At 67.7% G+C, this 23,057-nt stretch carries 21 protein-coding genes; 8 read left to right on the top strand and 13 right to left on the bottom strand.

Going from position 1 to position 23,057, the window contains the following annotated elements; genetic code table 11:
• Positions 1 to 34: 34 nt before the first annotated feature.
• Positions 35 to 781, bottom strand: a complete 747-nt coding sequence (locus Q0316_RS13830) for a Bax inhibitor-1/YccA family protein (RefSeq protein ID WP_298673513.1) — start codon at positions 779 to 781, stop codon at positions 35 to 37.
• A gap of 121 nt (positions 782 to 902) precedes the next feature.
• Between Q0316_RS13830 and thpR the strand changes: the two genes are divergently transcribed.
• On the top strand, positions 903 to 1,448 hold the full coding sequence (gene thpR / locus Q0316_RS13825) for an RNA 2',3'-cyclic phosphodiesterase (protein WP_298673512.1): 546 nt from the start codon (positions 903 to 905) through the stop codon (positions 1,446 to 1,448).
• Here the strand turns inward: thpR and Q0316_RS13820 are convergent.
• Positions 1,430 to 2,839: an RNB domain-containing ribonuclease gene (locus Q0316_RS13820; protein ID WP_298673510.1), complete on the bottom strand. Its 1,410-nt coding sequence runs from the start codon at positions 2,837 to 2,839 to the stop codon at positions 1,430 to 1,432. The genes thpR and Q0316_RS13820 overlap by 19 nt on opposite strands.
• An 82-nt stretch (positions 2,840 to 2,921) precedes the next feature.
• On the opposite strand from Q0316_RS13820, the gene Q0316_RS13815 reads away from it, so the two are divergent.
• Genes Q0316_RS13815 through Q0316_RS13805 form a run of 3 tightly spaced genes read left to right on the top strand, consistent with a single transcriptional unit; the run spans position 2,922 to position 5,323 of the window.
• Positions 2,922 to 4,106, top strand: a complete 1,185-nt coding sequence (locus Q0316_RS13815) for a molybdopterin molybdotransferase MoeA (protein WP_298673508.1) — start codon at positions 2,922 to 2,924, stop codon at positions 4,104 to 4,106.
• Between the two features lie 56 nt (positions 4,107 to 4,162).
• Positions 4,163 to 4,828, top strand: a complete 666-nt coding sequence (gene lexA / locus Q0316_RS13810; RefSeq protein WP_298673506.1) for a transcriptional repressor LexA — start codon at positions 4,163 to 4,165, stop codon at positions 4,826 to 4,828.
• A 30-nt stretch (positions 4,829 to 4,858) separates the two neighbouring features.
• Entirely contained in the window at positions 4,859 to 5,323 is a 465-nt protein-coding gene (locus tag Q0316_RS13805) for a PaaI family thioesterase (RefSeq protein WP_298673503.1), read from the top strand.
• Positions 5,324 to 5,337: 14 nt separating this feature from the next.
• Here the strand turns inward: Q0316_RS13805 and Q0316_RS19740 are convergent, their stop codons facing one another.
• Positions 5,338 to 5,817 (bottom strand): hypothetical protein, encoded by a 480-nt coding sequence (locus Q0316_RS19740; protein ID WP_367179697.1) that lies wholly within the window; start codon positions 5,815 to 5,817, stop codon positions 5,338 to 5,340.
• Complete coding sequence (locus Q0316_RS13800) at positions 5,711 to 7,462, bottom strand: ComEC/Rec2 family competence protein (RefSeq protein WP_367179696.1); 1,752 nt, start codon at positions 7,460 to 7,462, stop codon at positions 5,711 to 5,713. The genes Q0316_RS19740 and Q0316_RS13800 overlap by 107 nt, the downstream gene beginning before the upstream one ends.
• Positions 7,463 to 7,530: 68 nt before the next feature.
• Between Q0316_RS13800 and gltX the strand changes: the two genes are divergently transcribed.
• The 3 genes from gltX to Q0316_RS13785 are packed head-to-tail and all read left to right on the top strand — an operon-like array spanning position 7,531 to position 10,467.
• Entirely contained in the window at positions 7,531 to 8,958 is a 1,428-nt protein-coding gene (gene gltX, locus Q0316_RS13795) for a glutamate--tRNA ligase (RefSeq protein ID WP_298673500.1), read from the top strand.
• Positions 8,959 to 8,977: 19 nt separating this feature from the next.
• Entirely contained in the window at positions 8,978 to 10,261 is a 1,284-nt protein-coding gene (locus Q0316_RS13790) for a citrate synthase (protein ID WP_298673498.1), read from the top strand.
• Positions 10,261 to 10,467, top strand: coding sequence for a hypothetical protein (locus Q0316_RS13785; protein WP_298673495.1), 207 nt, complete (start codon positions 10,261 to 10,263; stop codon positions 10,465 to 10,467). The genes Q0316_RS13790 and Q0316_RS13785 overlap by 1 nt, the downstream gene beginning before the upstream one ends.
• On the opposite strand, the gene Q0316_RS13780 is transcribed toward Q0316_RS13785, so the two are convergent.
• Genes Q0316_RS13780 through Q0316_RS13770 form a run of 3 tightly spaced genes read right to left on the bottom strand, consistent with a single transcriptional unit; the run spans position 10,453 to position 14,083 of the window.
• Positions 10,453 to 11,790 (bottom strand): HAMP domain-containing sensor histidine kinase, encoded by a 1,338-nt coding sequence (locus Q0316_RS13780; protein ID WP_298673493.1) that lies wholly within the window; start codon positions 11,788 to 11,790, stop codon positions 10,453 to 10,455. The genes Q0316_RS13785 and Q0316_RS13780 overlap by 15 nt on opposite strands.
• Entirely contained in the window at positions 11,787 to 12,842 is a 1,056-nt protein-coding gene (locus tag Q0316_RS13775) for a DUF2336 domain-containing protein (RefSeq protein ID WP_298673491.1), read from the bottom strand. Before Q0316_RS13775 ends, Q0316_RS13780 begins: the two co-directional genes overlap by 4 nt.
• Before the next feature lie 35 nt (positions 12,843 to 12,877).
• Positions 12,878 to 14,083, bottom strand: coding sequence for a hypothetical protein (locus Q0316_RS13770; protein ID WP_298673489.1), 1,206 nt, complete (start codon positions 14,081 to 14,083; stop codon positions 12,878 to 12,880).
• A 147-nt stretch (positions 14,084 to 14,230) separates the two neighbouring features.
• On the opposite strand from Q0316_RS13770, the gene Q0316_RS13765 reads away from it, so the two are divergent.
• Complete coding sequence (locus Q0316_RS13765; protein WP_298673487.1) at positions 14,231 to 16,546, top strand: hypothetical protein; 2,316 nt, start codon at positions 14,231 to 14,233, stop codon at positions 16,544 to 16,546.
• A gap of 15 nt (positions 16,547 to 16,561) precedes the next feature.
• On the opposite strand, the gene Q0316_RS13760 is transcribed toward Q0316_RS13765, so the two are convergent.
• The 6 genes from Q0316_RS13760 to Q0316_RS13735 form a co-directional block, all read right to left on the bottom strand.
• A complete protein-coding gene (locus Q0316_RS13760; protein ID WP_298673484.1) occupies positions 16,562 to 16,837 on the bottom strand; it encodes a DUF1467 family protein in 276 nt (91 codons plus the stop codon).
• A gap of 4 nt (positions 16,838 to 16,841) precedes the next feature.
• Positions 16,842 to 18,479 (bottom strand): ribonuclease J, encoded by a 1,638-nt coding sequence (locus Q0316_RS13755; RefSeq protein ID WP_298673482.1) that lies wholly within the window; start codon positions 18,477 to 18,479, stop codon positions 16,842 to 16,844.
• A gap of 74 nt (positions 18,480 to 18,553) precedes the next feature.
• A complete protein-coding gene (locus Q0316_RS13750; protein ID WP_298673477.1) occupies positions 18,554 to 19,336 on the bottom strand; it encodes a type III pantothenate kinase in 783 nt (260 codons plus the stop codon).
• A 13-nt stretch (positions 19,337 to 19,349) separates the two neighbouring features.
• Positions 19,350 to 20,045 carry a biotin--[acetyl-CoA-carboxylase] ligase gene (locus Q0316_RS13745; RefSeq protein WP_298673955.1) on the bottom strand — a complete coding sequence of 232 codons (696 nt, stop codon included), beginning with the start codon at positions 20,043 to 20,045 and terminating at the stop codon, positions 19,350 to 19,352.
• Positions 20,046 to 20,050: 5 nt separating this feature from the next.
• On the bottom strand, positions 20,051 to 21,511 hold the full coding sequence (nuoN, locus tag Q0316_RS13740; protein ID WP_298673474.1) for an NADH-quinone oxidoreductase subunit NuoN: 1,461 nt from the start codon (positions 21,509 to 21,511) through the stop codon (positions 20,051 to 20,053).
• A complete protein-coding gene (locus tag Q0316_RS13735) occupies positions 21,511 to 23,052 on the bottom strand; it encodes an NADH-quinone oxidoreductase subunit M (protein WP_298673472.1) in 1,542 nt (513 codons plus the stop codon). The genes nuoN and Q0316_RS13735 overlap by 1 nt, the downstream gene beginning before the upstream one ends.
• Between the last annotated feature and the right edge of the window lie 5 nt (positions 23,053 to 23,057).

Raw genomic sequence — 23,057 nt, 5'->3', positions numbered from 1 at the left:
CTCGAAAATCTCAGCCGTTTGAGCGGCCGATCAATCAGTCACGCTGGCCCATGAAGGACAGCAGGAACTGGAACATGTTGATGAAATCGAGATACAGCGACAGCGCGCCCATGATGACGGCCTTGCCCATCATGTCCGTGCCGGCGACATAAGCATACATGCTCTTGATCCGCTGCGTATCATAGGCCGTGAGGCCCGCGAACAGCAGCACGCCGATCGCGCTGATTACCATCGCCATCGCGGGCGACTTGAACCACAGATTGAGCAGCGAGGCGACGATGATGCCGACCACGCCCATGATGAGGAAGGTCCCCATGCCGGACAGATCGCGCTTCGTCGAATAGCCATAGAGGCTGAGTGACAGGAACGCGACGGCGGTGGCGAAGAAGGTGATCGCGATCGACGTGCCCGTATAGACGAGGAAGATCGTCGACATCGACACGCCCATCACGGCGGCGAATGCGAAGAAGATCGCCTGCGCGGCGCCCGTCGACAGGCGGTTAAGCCCGAAATTCAGCACCAGCACGAAGGCGAGCGGCGAGAACATCACCAGATATTTCAGGATGCCGGGCGCCATGAACACCTGCGCGGCCAGGCTGTCGCGGCCACCGCTGGCGAACAGCAGCGCCACGATCCCGGTCAACAACACGCCGGAGGCCATGTAGTTGTACACCGAGAGCATGTAAGACCGGAGACCCGCGTCATACGCAGCGCTCCGCGTATCGGCGGCGCTCGACCCGAAGGGGGCGGCGGTCGGCCGGGGGTCAGACCAGTTAGCCATTGTCAGTTCGCTCCTTTGTCCGGCAATGAACGAGCCGGTACTGCCGAAATATTGCCCGTGCGGGCGAAATTTTCAAGCGAGCCGCCCGGAAGCAATCTTTCGTTACAAAAAGGTTCGCCCGATGCACCGCCTGTTCGTCGCCCTGTGCCCACCGTCCGCGATCCGCGCCACGCTTGCGCAAACGATGGGTGGCGTGCCCGGCGCGCGATGGCAGGACGACGCCCAACTCCATCTCACCTTGCGCTTCATCGGCGAGGTCGAACGCCCGCTGGCGGAGGAAATCGCGCTCGCGATCGGCGGGATTGCCGCCCCTGCGCCAACCATCGCGCTCGCCGGGGTGGGGCGGTTCGACAAGCGCGGGCGGGCCGACGCCTTATGGGCGGGCGTCACGCCGCATGAGGCGCTCGCCGCGCTGCATCGCAAGGTGGATCATGCGCTGGTGCGGCTCGGGCTGGAGCCGGAACGGCGCGCCTATCTGCCGCACATCACGCTCGCCCGGCTACCGCGCAGCGCAGGGCATGGCGCAGCGCTCGAACGCTGGATCGCGGAGCACGCCGCGCTTTCCAGCGCGCCGTTCACCATGGCTGAGCTGATCCTCTATGAAAGCAGCCTCGGGCATGACGGCGCGCGCTATGCGCCGATCGTTCGTCATCCGCTCGTCGGCTGAGCCTGGACGGGGGCGATGCGCGAGAAGTGCAGCGCGCGGCGCACCGGATCGGCCTCGTCGAGCCGCACCTCGATCGTGTCCCCCGGCTCGCCCGCATCCGTCGTCACCCGCGCCACCACCGGGCGATCGCAAAGCTGAATGCGCGCGCTGCGTTCCTCGCGATCGAGGATCACCGCGTCGAACGCCTGCCCCTCCTGTCCCTGGAGCATCACCGCTTCCGCCATGTCGATCACCGCGCGATCGACCGCGCCCGCGATCGCGCCGGAATGCGCCATCACCGCCGGCAGCCGCGCGAAAGCGGCGGTGACGAAATCGGGCACCGCCTTGCCGTTCGCGATCGCCAGCGCGGCCTGCACGACATAGCGATCCGCCAGCCGGCGCAAGGGGGCGGTGGCATGGGCATAGGTCGCCGCGACCGCCGCGTGCCACGGCACCATGCCGGGCTGGTATGGCGCATAGCTCGCTCCCTCCCCTGCGCGACGGATCGCGATCATCATCGCCGCGTGGCGCGGATCATGCCCGTCGAGGCCGCGCTGAAAGTCTGCGAGCGACATATCCGCCGGCCAGCCGATGGCGAGCGCGGCGGCGGCATTGCGCAGCCGTGCGACCGCGTGCGCGTCCGGCCCCGGCATGACGCGGAACAGCCCGGTGTGGCGCGACAGCATCGCCTGTGCCACCGCCAGATTGGTCGCGAGCGACATCGCGGCATTCTGATCCTCCGATGCCTCGCGCGGGCGGAAGCGCAGTTGCAGCCGGCCATCGCCATTGCGCGCCAGTTCCTGCTCGGGCGGATCGACCCGTGCCGCGCCGCGCCGATCTTCCGCCGCGATGACGCGCGCGGCGAGATCGGCGAACCCGGCGGGCAAATCCCCGGTCTGCACCGTTTCATACGCCAGCTTCGCGCGGCTGCGAATCACCGCGCGCTCCACGCCATCAAGCGCCGCCGTGCCATCGGGCGCGACCCGCACCGCGAAGATCACCGCCGGGCGATCGCCATCGGGCAACAGGCTCGCCGCCCCCTCGCCCAGCGCCGGGGGATAAAGCGCCGCCTTGCCATCGGGCAGATACAGCGATTCCCCGCGCCGCCACGCCTCGGCGTCAAGTGCCCCGCCCTCGTCGACGAACCACGCCACGTCGGCGATCGCATAACGCAGCAGCAGATCGCTCCCCGCTGCCTCGATCGCAAACGCCTGATCGAGATCGGTCGAACTGGCGGGATCGAGCGTCACGAACGGTATCGCCGTGCGGTCGATATGCGCGTCGGGCGCGCGCTTCGCTGCCTCGGCGGCGGCGAACACCTGCGGCGGGAAACCGGCGGGCACGTCATATTGCGCGCGGATCGCCGCCAGGCCCTCGGTCAGTTCGCGATCGGGATCGTGCAAGGTCTTCATCGCGCGCAGGTTATCGGCGGGTCACCGCGCTGTCGATCATCTCGCGGTGGCCCCGGACGGGCGCGCGTGCGATGGATGAGCCATGGCCAGTCCCTCCCTCCTGCCGGTCCCCGAGGCGCAGGCGCGGTTGCTCGCGCTCGCTCCCGCCATCGCGACCGAGCGCCTGCCGCTGATCGCCGCTGCGGGGCGCTATCTGCGCGAACCCGTGACCGCGCGCCGCACCCAGCCGGTGGCGGACCTGTCGGCGATGGATGGCTATGCGATCCGCTTTGCCGATATGCCCGGCCCGTGGCGCGTGATCGGCGAAAGCGCGGCGGGCCATGACTTCGACGGCGCGGTGGCCGCTGGCGAGGCGGTGCGCATCTTCACCGGCGCGCCGCTTCCCCCCGGCACGGATACGATATTAGTGCAGGAGGAAGCCGCGCGCGATGGCGCCACGCTCCGGCTTGCCGGCGATGGCCCCGCCTTTCGCACCAGGAACGTCCGCGCGCGCGGGCTCGATTTCCACGAAGGCGACACGCTCGCCGCCACCGGCGACGCGCTGACCCCCGCGCGGCTCGCGCTCATCGCGACCGGCGGCGTGCGGGAGGTGGTCGTCAGCCGCCCGGTGCGCGTCGCCCTCGCCGCGACCGGGGACGAACTGGTCGAGCCGGGCAGCGACGCGCCGGGCCTGCCCGAATCGAACCGGCTGATGCTGCGCGCAATGCTTGGCGGGCTTCCCGTGGAGGTCGTCGATCTCGGCATCCTGCCCGATCGGCTGGAGCCGATGCGCGACGCCTTCGCCGCCGTCACGGCGGACGTTCTGGTGACGACCGGGGGCGCTTCGGTGGGCGATCACGATCTCGTCCGCCCCGCGCTGGAGGCGGCGGGTGCGACGATCGACTTCTGGCGCATCGCGCTTCGCCCCGGCAAGCCGATGATGGCCGGGCGGCGGGGCGATTGCGTGGTGATCGGGCTGCCGGGCAATCCGGTTTCGGCCTTCGTCACGGGCCTGCTGTTCGTACTCCCGCTCGTCATCGCGATCGCCGGCGCACGCGCGCCGCTGCCCCACACCACCCGCGCGCTGCTGGGCGAGGCGCTGCCGGCGAACGGCGAGCGGACCGATTATATCCGCGCCGAGTTGCGCGACGGCCTGCTCCACGCCGCCGCGATCCAGGACAGTTCGATGCTGGCAACGCTCGCCCGCGCGAACTGCTTGATCGTGCGCGAGCCCCATGCACCGCCAGCGTTGACGGGCGAATCGGCGGAAATCCTCGTCATCGCTTGACCCTCCATTGATTGTTCCGTAAAGGTTCCACGTCTGTTCGCCTGCGGAGGATCGCGATGCTTACGAAGAAACAGCATGAGTTGATCTGTTTCATCCATGATCGCCTCGCCGAAAGCGGCGTTTCCCCCTCGTTCGAGGAAATGAAGGACGCGCTTGAGCTGAAATCCAAATCGGGCGTCCATCGCCTTATCAGCGCGCTGGAGGAACGCGGCTTCCTGCGCCGCCTGCCCAATCGCGCGCGCGCGCTCGAAGTGGTGAAGATGCCCGAGCGCATCGAGCCGCGCCGCGCCACCGCGCAATCGCAGGCGCTGAAACGCGCCATGCCGGAGCCGGCGAACGATGTGGTCGAAATCCCGCTGCACGGGCGGATCGCGGCGGGTATGCCGATCGAGGCGTTCGAGGGATCGACCTCGCTTCCGGTGCCGGCGGCGCTGCTGGGATCGGGCGAGCATTTCGCGCTGGAGGTGGCCGGCGATTCGATGGTCGAGGCAGGCATCCTCGATGGCGATTACGCGCTCATCCGCCGCACCGAAACCGCGCGTGACGGCGAGATCGTCGTGGCGCTGATCGACGATAGCGAGGCGACGCTCAAATATTTCCGCCGCGAAGGCGCGATGGTCCGGCTCGATCCCGCCAACCGCAGCTATGATCCGCAACGCTACTCACCCGCGCAGGTGCGCGTGCAGGGCAAGCTCGCGGGGCTGCTGCGACGCTACGACTGATCCGGACGCCACGATCGTAGGGCGCCCGCGATGAGCGGGTTCGATCGTTTTCCTAAGCCGTTAAGCGCGGAGACGCTCGGCTGGACGTCGCTGAGCACCGCCCCCGCTACAGGCGCGGTGCGGATCGCGTTCGATGCGCATCGGGGTTTCCGCAATCCGGGTGGCAATATCCAGGGCGGCTTTCTCACCGCAGTGCTCGATGACACGCGGGGGCCGACTGTGTTGGTGAAACGGACGGCAACGCCTATTTGCGCGACGATCGAGCTTAGCACACGTTTTCTTGTCCCGGCCCAACCCGGCGGATTGAGCGGTGAGGGCCGGTTGGTACAACTCGGTAAGACGATTGCGCTCCTCGAAAGCGAATTGCGCGATACCGATGACCGGATCGTCGCTACCGCCACCGCATTGCCCGCGTGGTGCCGGCCACCGGGCTTTCGAGGGCATGAACCCGTTAATCGCCGATGCGGACGGATAGCAAGGCGCGCGCGATACTGATAATCGCATCGTCGCTACCGTGATCGCATCGACGCACCTGAAACTGAACGCTGCGCTTGCCGAGACAATGATACGGTCGCCACCCATGGATGGCGGTCCCCCGGCTTGCGCACCGTAACGATCCTGCCGGCGGCCAGACTCAACGCGACGCCGCCGGTCGTTTCCAGCATCGGGCGATCGAGCAGCAGCCAGCGAGGCGCGCAGGCGCGCGGCAGGCGGCGATCGCTGATGACGATATCGGCGGCGCGACAGGCCGCCACCATCTCCTCCCACGGTGGCAGATAGCCGCTGCGCGTCGCGAGGATGCGCCAGTTCCGCCCGCGCGCCTTTCGTATCATCACGCACGCGTCGCGGCTGCACCGTGCGTCGGGCTGCTCCGACAGAAGCTCAGGATCGTCCTCGAACCCGGCATTTTCCGCGAGCATCCCGCGCACATAATCGCCGGTGCGATCGCGCAGCACCGCCAGATCGCCGCGCGGTGCGGATCGCGACATGGCGCCCGTCGCCGGTGACGAGCAGATCCGGCGCGGGAGTCGCCAGCGCCCAACCCGCGCCGATCACCAGCGGCATGAAGCCGAGCCGCCGCCACCGCGTCCGCCACAGCGCGAGCCACAGCCCGCCCGCCGCCATCAGCGCATAGGCGCCGCCCGGCATCGCCGGGAGCGCGGTGACCGATCCCGGCGCGGCGGCGGTGGTGCGCGCGATCCACAGCAAAAGCGCGAGCGCCTTGCCCGCCAGCCACCACAAAGGCCCGCCCAGCCCAGCCACATCGAACAGCAGCGCCAGCGCCTCCAGCGGCATCACGATGAAGGTGGTGAGCGGGATCGCGACGATATTCGCCACCGCGCCATAAATCCCCGCGCGGTGAAAATGATAAACGGCGATCGGCATCAGCGCGAATTCGATCACCAGCCCGGTGAGCAGGAGCGAGCCGCCCTCGCGCAGCACGCGCGCGATCCATCCCTCCTCGCGCTTCATGAACCAGCGCCGCACGACCGGGTGCTCGTGCAGCGCCACGATCGTCGTCACCGCCGCGAAGGAAAGCTGGAAGCTCGGGCCGACGAGCGACTCGGGCCATAACAGCACGACGACGAACGCCCCGGCCGCGACCAGCCGCAAGGTCACCGCTTCCCGCCCCAACGCCATCGCCCCGAGCACCAGCAACGCCGCGACACAACTGCGGATCGTCGGCACTTCGCTGCCCGTCAGCAGGGTATAGCCGATCGCAGCCACAGCCCCCACCGCGCCGGCGAGCAGCGGAACCCGCCCGGTGAGCGCGAGCCGCTGATTGAGCGCGAGCAGCCGCGCCGCAACCAGCATCGCGATCCCGACGGCAGCGGTGATATGAAGCCCGCTGACCGAAAGCAGATGCGCCAGCCCCGATCGCCGCATCGCCTCGGCATCCGAATCGGTGATCGCGCCGACATCGCCGGTCGCCAGCGCCGCGGCGATGCCGCCCGCGCTCCCGGCCAGTTGCGCATGGATATGGCGCGAAAGCCGCACGCGCAGTCCGTCTCCCGCGCCGCCGCCGGAGAGGATCGTGAGCGGCGGCAGCGCGCGCCCGGTCGCGCCCAGCCCGTCGAACCACGCGACCCGCGCGAAATCATAAGCCCCCGGCACCGCCGGCGGCGCGGGCGGCATGAGCCGCGCGCGGATCGCGACGATCGCGCCGGGCGCGATGCCGGGGGGCGCATCCGCCTCGGCGAGATTGACGCGGATCCGGGCCGGCGCGGCCTTCGGAGCGCGGTCGATCCAGCGCGTCGGCGCTAGCGTCAGCCGAACCAGCGCGCGTGCCGGCAGCGGCTGCGCACGCTCCACCCGCGCCTCGAACCGCACCACCATCGCGCGCGGCAATACCGGCGCCGCCGCCCGCTCCGCGCGCCACCAGATCAGCGCAACCCCGATCGCCAGCGCGAACCCGGCGACCGCGACGCACCGCCCCAGCCGCCCGCCGCCCTGAAGCGCGATCGCGAATGAACCAATGCCCGCCGCGAGCAGGATCGCGATCGTCCAACCACGCGGGTCGGGCAGCGCGAACCACAGGATGACCCCTGCGCCGAGAAACACCGGCAGCCACAATGCAAGCTGATCGCGCTCCGCCTCCAGCCATCGTTCGATGGCGAAGGTTTGAAGCCGCATCAGGCGCGTGCTAGGGGCGCCCCCGGCTAATGTGGCCATGTCATAATTCAGTCTGGGAGCAAGCGCGCTTGAGCGCAACCACCGATCCCGCCGCAGGGAGCGCGCGTGACACCACGGTCGTCACTCGTTTCGCCCCCTCCCCCACCGGCTTCCTTCATCTGGGCGGCGCGCGCACCGCGCTGTTCAACCTGCTTTACGCGCGCCATCACGGCGGCAAGTTCCTGCTGCGCATCGAGGATACCGACCGCGCCCGCTCGACCCAACCGGCGATTGACGCGATCCTCACCGGGCTGCGCTGGCTCGGGCTGGACTGGGATGGTGACGCCGTGTTCCAGTTCGAACGCGCCGGGCGGCACGTCGAGGTGGCGGAAGCGATGGTGGCGAACGGCCACGCCTATCGCTGCTATCTGACGCCCGACGAGCTGACGCGAATGCGCGCCGAGGCGGAAGCCGCGAAGAAGCCGCTGCGCATCCGTTCGCCGTGGCGCGATAAAACGCCGAACGACCCCACCGCGCCGCACGTCATCCGCCTGAAGGCGCCGCTTGAAGGCGCCACGACGATCCACGATCGCGTGCAGGGCGATGTGACGGTGCAGAACGCCGAGCTGGACGATCTGGTGCTCGTCCGCTCCGACGGCACGCCGACCTATATGCTCGCGGTGGTGGTCGACGATCACGATATGGGCGTGACGCATGTGATCCGCGGCGACGATCATCTCAACAATGCCTTCCGCCAGTTGCCGATCTATCGCGCGATGGGCTGGCCCGAGCCGGCCTATGCCCATATCCCGCTGATCCACGGCGCGGACGGCGCGAAGCTTTCCAAGCGCCACGGCGCGGTGGGGATCGAGGCCTATCGCGACGAACTGGGCATCCTGCCCGAGGCGCTCGACAATTATCTGATGCGGCTCGGCTGGGGGCACGGCGATGCGGAGATCATCAGCCGCGAACAGGCGATCGAATGGTTCGATCTGGCCAATGTCGGCAAATCGCCCTCGCGCTTCGACCTGAAGAAGCTGGAGCATCTGAACGGCCTGTATATCCGCGAAGCGGATGATGCGCGGCTGGCCGGGCTTGTCGCGGTGCGGCTTGGGCTGGCGGAGGGCGATCCGCATCGCGATCTGCTGCTGCGCGCGATGCCCGCGCTGAAGCCGCGCGCGGCGAATCTCAACGAACTGACCGACGGCACCGCCTTTCTGTTCGCCACGCGCCCACTCTTCATCGAGGACAATGCGCAGCCGCTGCTGGAGGGCGACGCGCCCGCTTTGCTCTCGCAGGTGCACGCCGCTCTTGACGCGCTGCACAACTGGGATACGGAGGCGCTCGAAGATGCGGTACGGCAAGTGGCCGAGGCGGCGGGCGTAAAGCTCGGCCAGGTCGCGCAGCCGCTCCGCGTGGCTCTTACCGGTCGCAAGACCTCGCCGGGAATCTTCGACGTGCTGGCCCTGTTGGGCCGGGAAGAAAGCCTGGCGCGGATCGCGGACCGCATGCGTTGACGCCGGGGAAGGAGAACATATGACCGAGAATGCCCAGCTTTCCCTTGCTGGAAAGACTTCCGAATATCCCGTTCTGTCCGGCTCGGTCGGCCCGGACGTGATGGACATCCGCAAGCTGTATGGCGCGACGGGTGCGTTCACCTATGATCCCGGCTTCACCTCGACCGCGTCGTGCCGCTCGGCGCTGACCTATATCGACGGTGACGAGGGCGTGCTCCTTCACCGCGGCTATGCGATCGGCGATCTGGCCGAAAATTCGAGCTTCATGGAGGTCGCCTATCTCCTGCTCAATGGCGAACTGCCCAAGGCCGCGGAACTGACCAAGTTTGAGAACACCATCACCCGCCACACGATGGTGCATGAACAGCTTGCGACCTTCTATCGCGGTTTCCGCCGCGACGCACACCCGATGGCGGTGATGTGCGGCGTGGTCGGCGCACTTTCGGCATTCTATCACGACTCGACCGACATCCACGATCCGCAGCAGCGCATGATCGCGTCGCACCGGCTGATCGCGAAGATGCCGACGATCGCGGCGATGGCGTATAAGTACACGATCGGCCAGCCGTTCCTCTATCCGGACAATTCGCTGAGCTACACCGGCAATTTCCTGCGCATGACGTTCGGCGTGCCGGCGGAGCAGTATGAAATCCACCCGGCGGTGGAAAAGGCGATGGACCGGATTTTCATCCTCCACGCCGATCACGAGCAGAACGCCTCCACCTCCACCGTGCGTCTTGCCGGCTCGTCGGGCGCCAATCCGTTCGCGTGCATCGCGGCGGGCATCGCCTGCCTGTGGGGCCCGGCGCATGGCGGCGCGAACGAAGCCGCGCTCAACATGCTGCACGAGATCGGCACGCCGGATCGCATCCCGGAATTTATCGCACGCGCGAAGGACAAGAACGATCCGTTCCGCCTGATGGGCTTCGGCCACCGCGTCTACAAAAACTATGATCCGCGTGCGACCGTGATGCAGAAGACGGTGCGTGAGGTGTTCGAGGCGCTCAACGTCAGCGATCCCGTGTTTGAAACCGCGATGCGGCTTGAGGAAATCGCGTTGAGCGACGATTATTTCGTCGAGAAGAAGCTGTTCCCGAACGTCGATTTCTATTCCGGCGTCATTCTGTCGGCGATCGGCTTCCCGACCTCGATGTTCACCGCGCTGTTCGCGCTCGCCCGCACGGTCGGCTGGGTCGCGCAGTGGAACGAGATGATTACCGATCCCGATCAGAAGATCGGTCGTCCGCGCCAGCTCTACACCGGCCCGACGCAGCGGCCCTACGTGCCGGCGGCGAAGCGCTGATGCATATCGCACGCCCGGCGCTGATCGCGCTGGGCGTGCTCCTGTTTCTGATCGGTGCCTTGTGGATCGGTCAGGGGCTTGGCTACATCCACTGGCCGCAATCGAGCTTCATGCTCGATCAGCGCCCCTGGGCCGATCGCGGCGCGATCGTTGCCATCGTCGGGCTGTGCCTTGTGCTCTTGGCGCGGCGATCAGGCCGCCGGTAGCCTCAGCACGAAGCGCGCGCCCTCGCCCGCCGCGCTATCAACGGTGATATCCCCGCCCATCGCGCGTGCGAGCCGGCGCGAGATATAGAGGCCGAGGCCGCTGCCGCCAGGCTCACGCGGATCGACGCGGGCGAATTTCGCGAAGATGCGCGCCTGATCCTCGGGTGCGATCCCCTTGCCCTGATCGGCGACGATCGCCACCACCTGCGCGCCATCGCGCTGGACGCGCAGCCACACGTTCCCGCCGCGCGGCGAATAGCGCAGCGCATTGCCGATCAGATTGACTAGAATCTGCAGGATTCGGCGGAACTCGCCGATCGCCGGCAGCGGCGCATCCGCACCGCCCACGTCGATCGACACCCCGGCATCGGTCGCCCGCACCGCGAACAACCCCGCCGCGCGACGCAGCACATCGGCGAGATCGACCGTCTCGAATTCGATGCGGAAATCGTCGCGCTCGATCGCTTCGAGATCGGCGAGATCGTCCACCAGCCCCATCAGGTGCCGGCCCGCACTGGCGATATCGGCGGCATAATCGACGTAATGCGGGTCGATCGGGCCATCGCTCGCGGCATTGATGCTGTCGGCATTGGCGATGATCCGGCCAAGCGGCCCGCGCAGGATGCCGTCGAGCCGGGTGTTGAACGCCTGCGCCGGTGTCAGCCCGGTGTCCTCCGTCTTTCGCACCGGCAAGAACGCGCCGCCGACGAAGCCGGCGAATACGCCCATCGCGTTGCGCCGCGCGCTGCCCGCAAGCGTCACGCTTTCGCCGGAGCCGCGAATCGTCGCCGGCTGGCCATCGAAATCGCGCTGTGCCGCCACCGCCTCCAGCAGCGCCATCCCTCCGGCGGCATCGGGCAAGAGCGTGAACAATTCGGTCAGCGGCTTGCCGAGCAACGCGGAAGGATCGAGGCCATGCGCCGCGCCCGCGGCTGTCGGCAGATGGGTGATGCGCAGCGCCGCGTCGATTTCCCACACCCAATCCGCCCCGGCGGGCGGCGCGACGACGTGCGCCACGGCCACCGCGCTGCGCCACGCCGGGCGCTCGCGCATCGGCGCCACCGTCAGCGTGACGCCATCGGCGCCCGGCACCGCGCGCACCCAGCATTCCAGATCGACATCCGCATCGGCGATCACCACCGATCGCTGGACGAGAATGCGCAACCGCCGCGCGAGTCGTACCACCGTCGCGAGTTGCGGCACCGCGAGCAACTCACCCGGCGCGCCGCCCGCGCGATCGTTGAGCATCGTGAAATCGGCATCGGCGGAGATCAGCCGATCCGCATGATCGAGCCGCGCGGTCAGCGCCATGCTTTCGCTCATGCCCGGCGCGATCGTTCGAGCGCGCGGATCGCGCGGCGGAAATCGGCGTGGAGCGAAAGCGGCGCGAGCGCCTCACGCGCGGCGGAGACCGGGATCGCGGCGATCGTATCGAGCAGATCGGCGAACGCCTCGATATCGCGGCGCGGATCGGCATCCGCCAGCAGCAGCGCCACCCGCGCGAGCGCATCGCGCGCGAAACCATGCGCGCGCAGCACCAGCCACAGCCGGTCCCCATCGGGATCGAGCAGCAGCGCGCGCGCCTCCCGCAGGTCGATGCGCTGGATATAGGCGATCAGCGCGGCGGCAAGCTCCGCACGGCCATCGCCGAGCGCCTCGATCAGCAATTCGGGAAGTTCGTCCGCGCGCGCGTCTATCGCGGCAGCGAGGCGTAGCGCGACCGGATCGAGCCGCGCGCCCTCGTCATGCGCGTCGATGCTGCGCACGGCGGCGTCGACCAGCGCCTGATCGGCCATGCCGCGCCGCCCCTCGCGCAGCGCGGCGGCGATCCACCATACCACACGGCGATGGAGATCGGGCGGCAACCCGATGCTCGCGTCGCGGCGGCCATCGGCCAGAATATAATCGCGCGCCGCCGCCGCGGTGACGGCATCGTCGCCCTGCGCGAGCCGTGGCAACAGCATCGCGGGCGTGCCCGGCTCGCGATTGGCGACAAGCGATCGCCCCAGCAGCGCCAACCGAATCTGCCCGATCAGTTCGGCCATCAGATCGGAATCGCGGAGCAAGCCCGCATCGACCAGCCGCCGCAGCGTTTCCGCCGGATCGGCGGTCACGATCCCGCCGGCCCCGCGCGACAACAGGCGGGTGGCGTGGGCGGCAAGTTCGCGCTCCATGCGCTCAAGCAACGCGCCGATCGCGGCGTGAAGCGCGGCGCGGGTGCGGTCGTCCAGCCGCTCATGCGCCGCCAGAAAGAAATCGTCGATCGCCGCGTTCAGCCGCCGCTCGGCCCGCGCGTCCGCCCGCGCCGCGCGCGCGAAAATCGGCGCGGCGTCGGGGGCGATCGCGTGCAAGGGGTCGTCCTGATCGACCGGCATGAGAATCGGATTAGGGCAATGTCGTTAAGAGCATACTAAGCCTGACGGCGAAGTAACTCTATCGCGGCGCCCAAAGTGGCGAAGGCATAGATCGCCGCCAGCACCAGCCCAGCCATCGGCACGCGCACCAGTGTCAGCACCGCGAGCACCAGCAGATAGGCCGGCGGCGTCGCCCACCATATCGCGCGGGGCGCGGCGCTCGCCGCGCGCTCACCCAATGCGCCCGCCGCGATCAGCACAAGCGCCACGATCAGCGCGGAATCGCTCGCGGCGAAGGAATCTATCGAATAGCCGAGCAAAATCGCCGCCAGCGCCGGCACCGCGAGGACCGCCCAGTTCAGCCCCCGCGCCAGCCGCGCCTCATCGCGCAGCCACGCCACGCGCTCCCCCATCATCGCCGCGATCATCCCGGCGAGCGCGATCAGCAGGCCAATCGCGTGATAGCCACCCGCGACCATCCCCAGCCCCGCGAGCACCGTCACGCCCGCGCCCGCCGCGACCGCGACGGTCGACGCCGCGCGCCGCACCAGCGGCGGCAGGACGATCCCGGCGATCGGGCGGACGATCCAGCGATCGAACCATGATGGCCGCGTGGCAAGCGTGGCCATCACCACCGCGCGGCTGCGCTCCTCCAGCGATGCACCGCGCCGCTCGACGCCATGCCCCGCGCCCGCTTCTCCCGGCGGCAGCAGGATATGCCGCGCGCCGGCCTGCGCGGTGACGTGGAGCAGCGCCGATTGCACATCATAATCGCTCGGCAGCGCGGCGACCTCCCCCAGCCGGCGCGGATCGAACCGAGCGATACCGGCCCAGGCAAGACCACCGCCAAGCCGTTCATAATCCGCCGGCGCGTTTGCGGCGTCCGCCACGAGCAGCGCATCGCCATCTTGATTCGCGAACATCGCGATCGCGGCGTCTGAGGTGATGAGGCCATCCGCGAGCATCACGATCCGCGCCAGCGGATGCAGCCGCGCGCCCGCCTCACCCGCGCTGCGCACCGTGTCCACGCTCATCCCGTGCCGACCGATCCGCGCGATCGCGCCAAGCAGTTCGGGCGTCAGCCGCGAGACGACGATCACCAGTTGCGATGCGCCCGCCGCCGCGAGCAGCCGTGCCTGATATTCGATCAGGGTGACGCCGGCGAACGGCAGGGTCGCCGCCAGAATCCCCGGACGGTCTTCGGCATCCTGAACGGCGAACAATAATCCCGCGAGCATCGCCACGCTGTTAGCGACCAGCACGGCGATGGCAAGGCGATGACAAAGCCGGCCTGACGCAACCACGCAAATGATCGCGACGACGCAAGCCGACGGCGCCATGCGGCGAAACGAGCAGGCCGGGCCTCGCTAATCGCTTTGTTGGCGGGCGATTCGTGGTAAACCCGCCCGATGAGTGGGGGAAATACGATGATGGGGCTGCGCGAGGCCGTCAACACGCCAGCCGACCCGGCGGCGGCGAACGGGGAACAACCCCTGTTCCTCGACGAATTCGAGGTCAGGGAACTGGCGCCCATCCCCGGCGCTGGTCTGGTGGAGGACGAGCCTGCGCCATCACCGTGGCGCACGATCGGGCCGGTGCTGCTCGGTGTGCTTTCGCTCGCCTGGATCGGCGCACTGACCGCGCTCGCGTGGAACAGCCTGCCGGACATGACGCCCGTGGCGATCGCGCAATTCGCCGCCGCGCTGATGACGGTGCCGCTCCTGGCGGGAATCGTGTGGCTGATCGCGTTGCGGACCAGCACGGCGGAGGCCCGGCGCTTCGGCGCGACGGCACGGGCAATGCGCGCCGAAGCCGCGATGCTGGAACAAACCGTCGCCGCGCTGACGGCGGCGATCGAGGCGAATCGCGCGCAGCTCAACGAACAGGCGCAGACGCTCTCCGCGCTCGGCGACACCGCCACCGCGCGTCTCGCCGCGATCGGCAACGGGCTGTCCGCAGAGGTCGCGGCGGCGAACGGCCATGCCCGCGCGCTCGCCGATACGGCGAAGGCCGCGCAGGACAATCTCGATATCTTGATGGCCGGCCTGCCGCGCGCGCAGGAGGAAATCGCCGGCCTGGTCGTCCATATCGACCGCGCCGGGCTGGCGGCGGGCGAACAGGCCGCAGCACTCGACGTGCAGGTGAGCGCGCTCGCCGATCGCGGGCGCGATGCCGAAACGGTGGCCGGTGGCGCCGCGCAGAAACTCGCCGCGCATATCGCACGGATGGAATCGACCAGCGAAAGTGCTGGCTCGCGGCTCGAATCGGTCACGGCGGAAATGTCCGCGGCGATCGACACGATGCTCGACCGCACCGCGACCGCGATCGACGAATCGCGCAAGAGCATCGCCGCGCAGGGCGACGCGATGCTGGCGATGGTCAGCGCCAATCAGGCGACGCTCGACACCGCCGCGCGCGAAAGCGCGGAATCGCTCGCCGATCGGATCAGCCTGATCGAGGTGGTGATTGATCGTGTCGCCGCCCGGCTCGACGCCCAGCGCAACGCGGGCGACACATTGCTTACGTCACTCGACGGCGGCATCGCCGAAATCGAACGCAAGCTGGATGCGCTGCACCAGCAGGGGGTGGAGCGATCGCATCTGCTCGCCGCCTCGATCAGCGCGCTCGGCGGATCGGCGGACGCGATGACCGAGGCGTTGCGCGCCGGCGAGGAAATGGCGACGCGCGCGATTCGCACGACCGAAACGCTGCTCACCGCGCTCGACGCCGCATCGCGCGAGATGGACGAGACGATGCCGGCCGCCGTCGAACGGCTCGACACCCGATTCGCCGCATCGAGGGCGGCGGTGAGCGCGACCAAGCCCGAACTGCTCGCGCTCGTCACGGCGGCGGAAAGCACGCATGACGCGATCGAGGCGATCGCGCAGGTCATCGCCGACCAGCGCCGCAACGTCGATGCGCTGACCAGCACGCTGCTCGAATCGCTCACCACCGGGCGCTCCAAGGCGGATGCAATCGGACAGATGGTGGACGAAGCAGCAGATCGCGCCAACCGGCTGGCCGAGGAGGCCGCGCCCCGCCTGCTGGAGGCGCTGCTCCGCGTCCGCGATACCGCGACACAAGCGGCGGAACATGCGCGCGACACGCTCGCCAAGGTCATTCCCGAGGCCGCCGAGGCGCTGGAGAAATCGGGTGTCATCGCGCTGCGCCAGGCGGTCGATCAAGGCTTCGACAAGACGATCGCCGAACTGGCGAGCGTCGCCGAAAACGCCATCGCCGCCACGTCGCGCGCCGCTGGCGAACTGGATCTGCAAATCCGCAAGATCGACGAGCAGGCGGCGCTGGTCGAAACAAAGATTGAACTCGCCCATAGCGAACGCGAGGAGCATGAGCGCGAAAGCTTCGCCAAGCGCGCGTCGCTGCTGATCGAGGCGCTCAATTCCGCGTCGATCGACATCACCCGCACCTTCGCGCCGGATATCGCCGACAGCGCATGGTCAGCCTATCTGAAGGGTGACCGCGGTGTATTCACCCGGCGCGCGGTGCGGCTGCTCGATTCGAACGAGCAGCGCGATATCGCCCGGCTGTATGACGATGATCTCGCCTTTCGCGATCAGGTCAATCGCTACATCCATGATTTCGAGGCGATGCTGCGCACCATCCTTGCGCAGCGCGATGGATCGCCGCTCGGCGTCACGCTGCTTTCGTCCGACATGGGCAAGCTCTATGTCGCGCTGGCGCAGGCGATCGAACGGCTGCGCTGACGGGCCGGAGCGTGCTTACAGCCCGTTGGCGATATCGAGCACGTCGAGCATGTCGGTGGTGAGCCAGCCGAACTCGTAATTGGCGAGAAACAGCAGGAACAGCGCGCTCGCCACGATGGTGACGCGCAGCGCGGTGCGCCCGACGCGGAAATCGTGCGGCGCGCTATCGGCCTGCCCCGGCACGCGCTCCACCCCTGCCTCGTCGGCGGTGCGGACGCCGAACGGCAACACCAGAAACACCGAAAATGCCCAGAACAGGACATAGATCGCCAGCATCGACGTCCAGCGCATCGCCTCACACCTCCACGATCAACACATCGACGATCGGCTTCTTGCCCGTCCAGCGCGTCGCGACCCGGCGCACCGCGAGCCGCACATCCTCACGCAGCCGGGCGGCATTGCCGGTTGAATCGCGCACCGCCTCGGCGGCGGCCTCCTCCGCCTCGGCGACGAAGGGATCGCGTTCCTCCTCCACCGGCACGCCCTGCAGCCGCACCTGTGGCCTACCTGCCAGGCGCCCTTCGCGCGTAACCGCCACCGCGACCGACATCTGGCCGTTGATGCCAAGCTTGCGCCGCTCGTTGATCGTCACGCCATCGGCGGGCAGGATCACGTCCCCGTCGAGCACCAGCCGCCCGACCGGCGCGTGGCCGATCTTCTCCGGCGCGCCGGGCGCCAGCCGCACCAGTTCGCCATCGGTCTGCACCAGCGCGCGCGGCACGCCCTGCGCCAGCCCGAAGCGCGCATGTTCCATCAGGTGCCGCATCTCGCCATGCACCGGAACGAGCAGCGCGGGGCGTATCCACTCATACATCGCTGCAAGCTCGGGACGACCCGGATGGCCCGATACATGGACGTGCGCCTGCTTCTCGGTCACCATCTCCACCCCGCGCCCGGCGAGGATATTCTGGATACGACCGATCGCCACCTCGTTGCCGGGGATCTGTTTCGACGAGAAGATCACCGTGTCGCCGGCGTCGAGCGAGATCGGATGCGAGCCCTCCGCCACGCGTGAAAGCGCGGCGCGCGCCTCGCCCTGCCCGCCCGTCGCGACGATCAGCACGCCGTCTCGCGGCAGGCGCATCGCCGTATCGGGATCAATCGTCTCGGGAAAATCGCGCAGATAGCCGCATGATTTGGCGACGCGGATGATCCGATCGAGCGAGCGCCCGGTAACGCACAGCTTGCGCCCGGTTTCCTTCGCCACCCGGCCCAGCGTCGCCAGCCGCGCGGCGTTCGAGGCGAAGCTCGTCACCAGCACGCGCCCGCGCGCCTTCGCCACCGCCTCGGCCAGCCCTCGCTGCACCGAGCTTTCGGAGCCGGACGCCTCGGCATTGAACACATTGGTCGAATCGCACACCAGCACGTCGATCCCGGCATCGCCGATCTCGCGCAGCTCCTGCTCGGTCGCGGGTTTGCCGATCACCGGCGCCCGATCGAGCTTCCAGTCCCCGGTATGGAAAACGCGGCCATAGGGCGTGCCGATCTCCAGCGCGCTCGCTTCGGGGATGGAGTGCGCCAGCGGCACGAAACGGATGTCGAACGGCCCCACCGCGAACCGCTCACGCGGCTGGATCACGCGCAGATCGACGCGATCGGCGATCCCCTCCTCCTCCAGCTTGCCGTGGATCAGCCCGGCGGTGAACGGCGTCGCATAAAGCGGCACGCCCAGATCCTGCGCCAGATAGGGAAGCGCGCCGATATGATCCTCATGCCCGTGGGTAAGGACGATCCCGGCCAGTTCCTCGCTGCGCTCCTCGATGAAGGACAGATCCGGCAGCACGAGATCAATGCCGGGGTAGCTATGATCGGCGAACGTGACGCCCATATCCACCATCAGCCATTTGCCCTGGGTGCCATACAGGTTGACGTTCATGCCGATTTCGCCCGATCCGCCGAGCGCGCAAAAAAGAAGTTCGTTACGGGGGGTCATTGCAATCCTAACTGGGCGCCCCGGTGGCATTGCGCCTCACCGGGGCGGACGCCCGGCACAGCCGGGGCGAGTTTCTAATTGGTATGGGCGCGTTCCCACATGATCGCCAGCCCCTGAATGGTCAGATCGGGCTCGATCACGTCGAACACATCGGTGTGCTGCTCGAACAAAGTGGCAAGCCCGCCGGTCGCCACCACTTTCACCGGTCGGCCGACTTCCGCCTTCATCCGCGCGACAAGGCCCTCGATCATCGAGATATAGCCCCAGTAAATGCCGATGTTCATCTGATCGACCGTGTTGCGACCGATCACGCCAAGATCAGCGCGCGGCGCCTCGATCGCGATGCGCGGCAGCTTGGCGGCGGCGTTGAACAGCGCATCGAGCGACAGGTTGATCCCAGGCGCGATGATCCCGCCCTTGTATGCGCCGGTATAATCCGAATGATCGAAGGTGGTGGCGGTGCCGAAATCTATCACGATCAGATCGCCATCGTGCAATTCGTGCGCCGCGATCGTGTTCACCGCGCGATCCGCGCCCAGAGATTGCGGCTCGTCCACGTCGATCGGGATGCACCAGTCCGTTGGCGGGCGGCCCGCGATCAACGCGTCCTGCCCGAAATATTTGCTCGCCAGCACCTGAAGATTGTGGAGCGCGCGCGGCACGACCGTGGAGATTATCACCGCGTCGATCATCGCGCGATCATAGCCCTCCAGGATCAGCAACTGATTGAGCCACACCGCATATTCGTCAGCCGTGCGGCGCGGATCGGTGGCGATGCGCCAGCGCGCCTTGATCGCCCGGTCTTCGACCAGCGCGAAAACGACGTTGGTGTTTCCGGCATCGACCGCCAACAGCATCCTCTTTCCCCTTTCAGACCAGAAACACGTCGCCCGCGTGGATGACACGACGCGAACCGTCCGCCAAGCGCAACACCAGCGCGCCATCGGGCGCCATGGTGTCAAAGCTGCCGTCGAGCGTGGTGCCGTCCGCCAGCCGCGCGGTGAGCGCCGTGCCGACGGGATGCGCGCGCTCGATCCAGCGCGCGACGATCGGCGCCAGCCCCTGCCCCCGCCAGATGCCAAGCCAGGCCGCGAGCATCTCCGCCAGCCGATCGAGAAAGGCGGCGGGCGTGATCGCCACGCCATGCGCGGCGAGGCTCGTGGTCGGTCGGTCGGCGAGATCGGGATGGCAGGCGATGTTCACGCCGATCCCGATCACCACATTGTCGCCCGCCCGCTCCAGCAATATGCCGGAGAGCTTCGCGCCCGAAACGAGCAAATCGTTCGGCCATTTGAGCATCGCCCCACGCGGAACGAGCCGCGCGACGACCTCCTCCAGCGCGACCGCCGTGACGAGCGCCAGCGACGCGGCGGGCGGATCGCCGGAACGCAGGTGAACCAGCGTGCTCGCGTAAAGATTGCCTTCCGGCGAAGCCCAGGGCCGCCCTTGCCGCCCGCGCCCGGCAAGCTGCCGTTCGGCGCGAAGCCACAACCCCTCCTCCACGCCGCCACCGGCGAGCTGGAGGAGATCGGCGTTGGTCGACCCCGTCTCCGCGACGGTGATGATATGCGTCAGAACAACGCCTTCGCCGCCGCCATCGTCCAGCCGCCGAGCAGCGGGATGGCGAGATAGCCGAGCGGCGAAACCATCGCGGCGGTGATCGCGATCAGGCCGCCTTCCAGCTTGTCGCCCGGCCCATATTCACCCGCCGGCTCGTCGAAGTACATCGTCTTGACAATGCGGATATAATAATAGGCGCTTGGCACGCTCAGCACGATGCCGATCACCGCCAGCGGGAACAACCCGGCCTGCACCGCGGCATAGAATACCGCGAACTTGGCGTAGAAGCCGAACAGCGGCGGGATGCCCGCTAGGCTGAACATGAAGATCGCCATGCCCAGCGCAAGCCCAGGCCGCGTCTTCGACAGGCCGGCAAGCGACGCGATCGTCTCGATCGGCTCGCCATCCGGCCCGCGCATTTGCAGGGCGACGATGAACGCGCCGAGCGTCATGGTGATATAGATCGCCATATAGGTCATCACCGAGGCGGCGCCCTCCGGCGTGCCCGCGGCAAGGCCGATCAGCGCGAATCCCATGTTGTTGATCGACGAATAGGCCAGCAGGCGCTTGATGTTCGGCTGCGCGATCGCGCCGACCGCGCCGACCAGGATCGACGCCAGCGCCGCGAAAATCACGATCTGCTGCCATTGTCCACTCGCCGGCCCCATCGCCTCGATCGCCACACGCAGCGCAAGCCCGATCGTCGCCACCTTGGGCGCGGCGGAGAAGAACGCCGACACCGGGGTCGGCGCGCCTTCGTACACGTCCGGCGTCCACATGTGGAACGGGACGGCGGCGATCTTGAAGGCGATCCCGGCGAACACGAACACCAGCCCGAACATCAACCCGAGCGACTTGCCGCTGCCCGAAAGCGGCGCCATCGCATAGGCATCGTGGATCTGGGTGAACAGCGTCGATCCGGTGAAGCCGTACACCAGGCTGATGCCGTAGAGCAGAATCCCGCTCGCCAGCGCCCCGAGCACGAAATATTTGAGGCCAGCTTCCGCCGATCGTGCATCGCGCCGCATGAAGCTCGCCAGCACGTATGAGGCGAGGCTCAGCAGTTCCAGCCCGATGTAGAGCGTCAGCATGTCGCCCGCCGACACGATGATCCCCATGCCGACGGTCGCCAGCAGGATGAGCACCGGATATTCCGGCTTCAGATCGTCTCCCGCGGTATGGCGGAAGAAATTCGGCGCGAGCAGGATCGACATCGCGGCGGAGATATAAATCAGCGCCTTGGAGAAAGCGGCGAAGGCGTCCGCGCGATACATGCCATCGAACGCGCTGCCCCCCGACGAGGCAGGCCCCGCAAGCGCGATGCACGCGCCCGCCAGCACCGCCACGGCGGCCCATGAAACGGCGCGGGTCGATTGCGGCCCCGTCCAGGCGGCGACCATCATCAGCGCGAGCGCGCCCAGCGACAGCACCACCTCCGGCAGCGTCATCGCAAGTTGAGCGGCGTAATCCATCAGTGCGCCTCCCCATGCGCGGCAGTTTCGGCATGGGCAGCCGGGATCACCCCGGTCCCCTTGGTCGGCAGCGAATCACCGGCGGGCCTGGCGCGCTCGATCCGCGCGAGCAGCGCCTGCGTATCCTTGCGCATCGGCGCGAGGAAACTTTCCGGATAGACACCCATCCACAGCACGACGGCGGCGATCGGCACCAGCAGCCACATCTCGCGCTTCGACAGATCGGGCATCGCGCGAACGTCGTCCGACTTGATCTCGCCGAACACGACGCGGCGATAGAGATACAGCATATAAGCCGCGCCCAGAATGATGCCGGTGGTGCAAAGCAGGGTGATCGTGGTCGACACCTGATATGCGCCCATCAGGCTCAGCAGTTCGCCGACGAAGTTGCTCGTCCCCGGCAGCCCGATCGACGCCATGGTGAACAGCAGGAACAGCACGGCATAGCGCGGCATGTTCTGTGCAAGCCCGCCGTAACGCGCGATCTCGCGGGTGTGCAGCCGATCGTAAATCACGCCGACGCACAGGAACAGCGCGCCCGATACCAGGCCGTGGCCCAGCATCACCATCATCGCGCCCTCGATGCCCGGCGCGTTGAAGGCGAACAGGCCGACGGTGACGATCGCCATATGCGCGACCGACGAATAAGCGATCAGCTTCTTCATGTCGGACTGAACCAGCGCGACAAGGCTGGTGTAGATCACCGCCACCGCGGACAGCGCGAAGATCAGCCAGGTGAGTTGCGCCGACGCTTCCGGGAACATCGGCAGCGAGAAACGCAGGAAGCCATATCCGCCGAGCTTCAGCAACACGCCGGCCAGGATGACCGACCCCGCCGTCGGCGCCTGAACGTGCGCGTCGGGAAGCCAGGTGTGGACCGGCCACATCGGCATCTTCACCGCGAACGAGGCGAAGAACGCCAGCCACAGCCATGTCTGCACATGGGCCGGGAAATCATAGGCCATCAGCACCGGGATCGAGGTCGTGTCAGCCGTGATGCTCATGTAGAGCATCGCGATGAACATCACGACCGAGCCAAGCAGCGTGTACAGGAAGAACTTGTACGACGCGTAGATGCGGTTCGCCCCGCCCCAGATGCCGATAATCAGATACATCGGGATAAGGCCGGCTTCGAAGAAGATGTAGAACAGGAACAGATCCTGCGCCGCGAAGGTGCCGATCATCAGCACTTCGGTGAACAGGAACAGGCTCATATATTCCGGCACGCGCTTTTCGATCGCGTTCCACGATGCGCCGACGCAGATCGGCATCAGGAATACCGACAGCTCGATCAGCAGCAGCGCGAAGCCGTCAATGCCGAGCGACCAGCCGAAGCGCCCGAAGATCGGGGCATGTTCGACGAACTGCCACTGCGCGCCGCCAATGTCGAAGCTGAGCCACAACACCACGCCGAGCGCGAGGTTGGCCAGCGTCGCCGCCAGCGCGAGCCAGCGCGCCTGCGAAGCCGAAAGAAAGAGGCAGGCGGCCGCGGCGAGCGCGGGCACCAGCAACATGACGGAGAGGATTGGAAAGCCGTTCATCTGCC

This window comes from uncultured Sphingomonas sp., assembly GCF_937871615.1.
Lineage (GTDB): Bacteria > Pseudomonadota > Alphaproteobacteria > Sphingomonadales > Sphingomonadaceae > Sphingomonas.
Note: the sequence above shows the minus strand (reverse complement) of the source record. Positions and strands in the feature narration are given on the sequence as shown.

Bases quoted from the DNA above. Each gene is read 5' to 3' on its own strand.
- Q0316_RS13805 (WP_298673503.1), top strand. From the start codon at position 4,859: ATGAGCGGGTTCGATCGTTTTCCTAAGCCGTTAAGCGCGGAGACGCTC.
- Q0316_RS13785 (WP_298673495.1), top strand. From the start codon at position 10,261: ATGCATATCGCACGCCCGGCGCTGATCGCGCTGGGCGTGCTCCTGTTT.
- lexA (WP_298673506.1), top strand. From the start codon at position 4,163: ATGCTTACGAAGAAACAGCATGAGTTGATCTGTTTCATCCATGATCGC.
- Q0316_RS13750 (WP_298673477.1), bottom strand. From the start codon at position 19,336: ATGCTGTTGGCGGTCGATGCCGGAAACACCAACGTCGTTTTCGCGCTG.
- Q0316_RS13830 (WP_298673513.1), bottom strand. From the start codon at position 781: ATGGCTAACTGGTCTGACCCCCGGCCGACCGCCGCCCCCTTCGGGTCG.
- Q0316_RS13815 (WP_298673508.1), top strand. From the start codon at position 2,922: ATGGCCAGTCCCTCCCTCCTGCCGGTCCCCGAGGCGCAGGCGCGGTTG.
- Q0316_RS13780 (WP_298673493.1), bottom strand. From the start codon at position 11,790: ATGAGCGAAAGCATGGCGCTGACCGCGCGGCTCGATCATGCGGATCGG.
- Q0316_RS19740 (WP_367179697.1), bottom strand. From the start codon at position 5,817: ATGTCGCGATCCGCACCGCGCGGCGATCTGGCGGTGCTGCGCGATCGC.
- thpR (WP_298673512.1), top strand. From the start codon at position 903: ATGCACCGCCTGTTCGTCGCCCTGTGCCCACCGTCCGCGATCCGCGCC.
- Q0316_RS13755 (WP_298673482.1), bottom strand. From the start codon at position 18,479: ATGACCCCCCGTAACGAACTTCTTTTTTGCGCGCTCGGCGGATCGGGC.
- Q0316_RS13790 (WP_298673498.1), top strand. From the start codon at position 8,978: ATGACCGAGAATGCCCAGCTTTCCCTTGCTGGAAAGACTTCCGAATAT.
- Q0316_RS13800 (WP_367179696.1), bottom strand. From the start codon at position 7,462: ATGCGGCTTCAAACCTTCGCCATCGAACGATGGCTGGAGGCGGAGCGC.
- Q0316_RS13775 (WP_298673491.1), bottom strand. From the start codon at position 12,842: ATGCCGGTCGATCAGGACGACCCCTTGCACGCGATCGCCCCCGACGCC.
- nuoN (WP_298673474.1), bottom strand. From the start codon at position 21,511: ATGGATTACGCCGCTCAACTTGCGATGACGCTGCCGGAGGTGGTGCTG.
- Q0316_RS13760 (WP_298673484.1), bottom strand. From the start codon at position 16,837: ATGCGCTGGACGTCGATGCTGGCGATCTATGTCCTGTTCTGGGCATTT.
- Q0316_RS13735 (WP_298673472.1), bottom strand. From the start codon at position 23,052: ATGAACGGCTTTCCAATCCTCTCCGTCATGTTGCTGGTGCCCGCGCTC.
- Q0316_RS13820 (WP_298673510.1), bottom strand. From the start codon at position 2,839: ATGAAGACCTTGCACGATCCCGATCGCGAACTGACCGAGGGCCTGGCG.
- Q0316_RS13765 (WP_298673487.1), top strand. From the start codon at position 14,231: ATGAGTGGGGGAAATACGATGATGGGGCTGCGCGAGGCCGTCAACACG.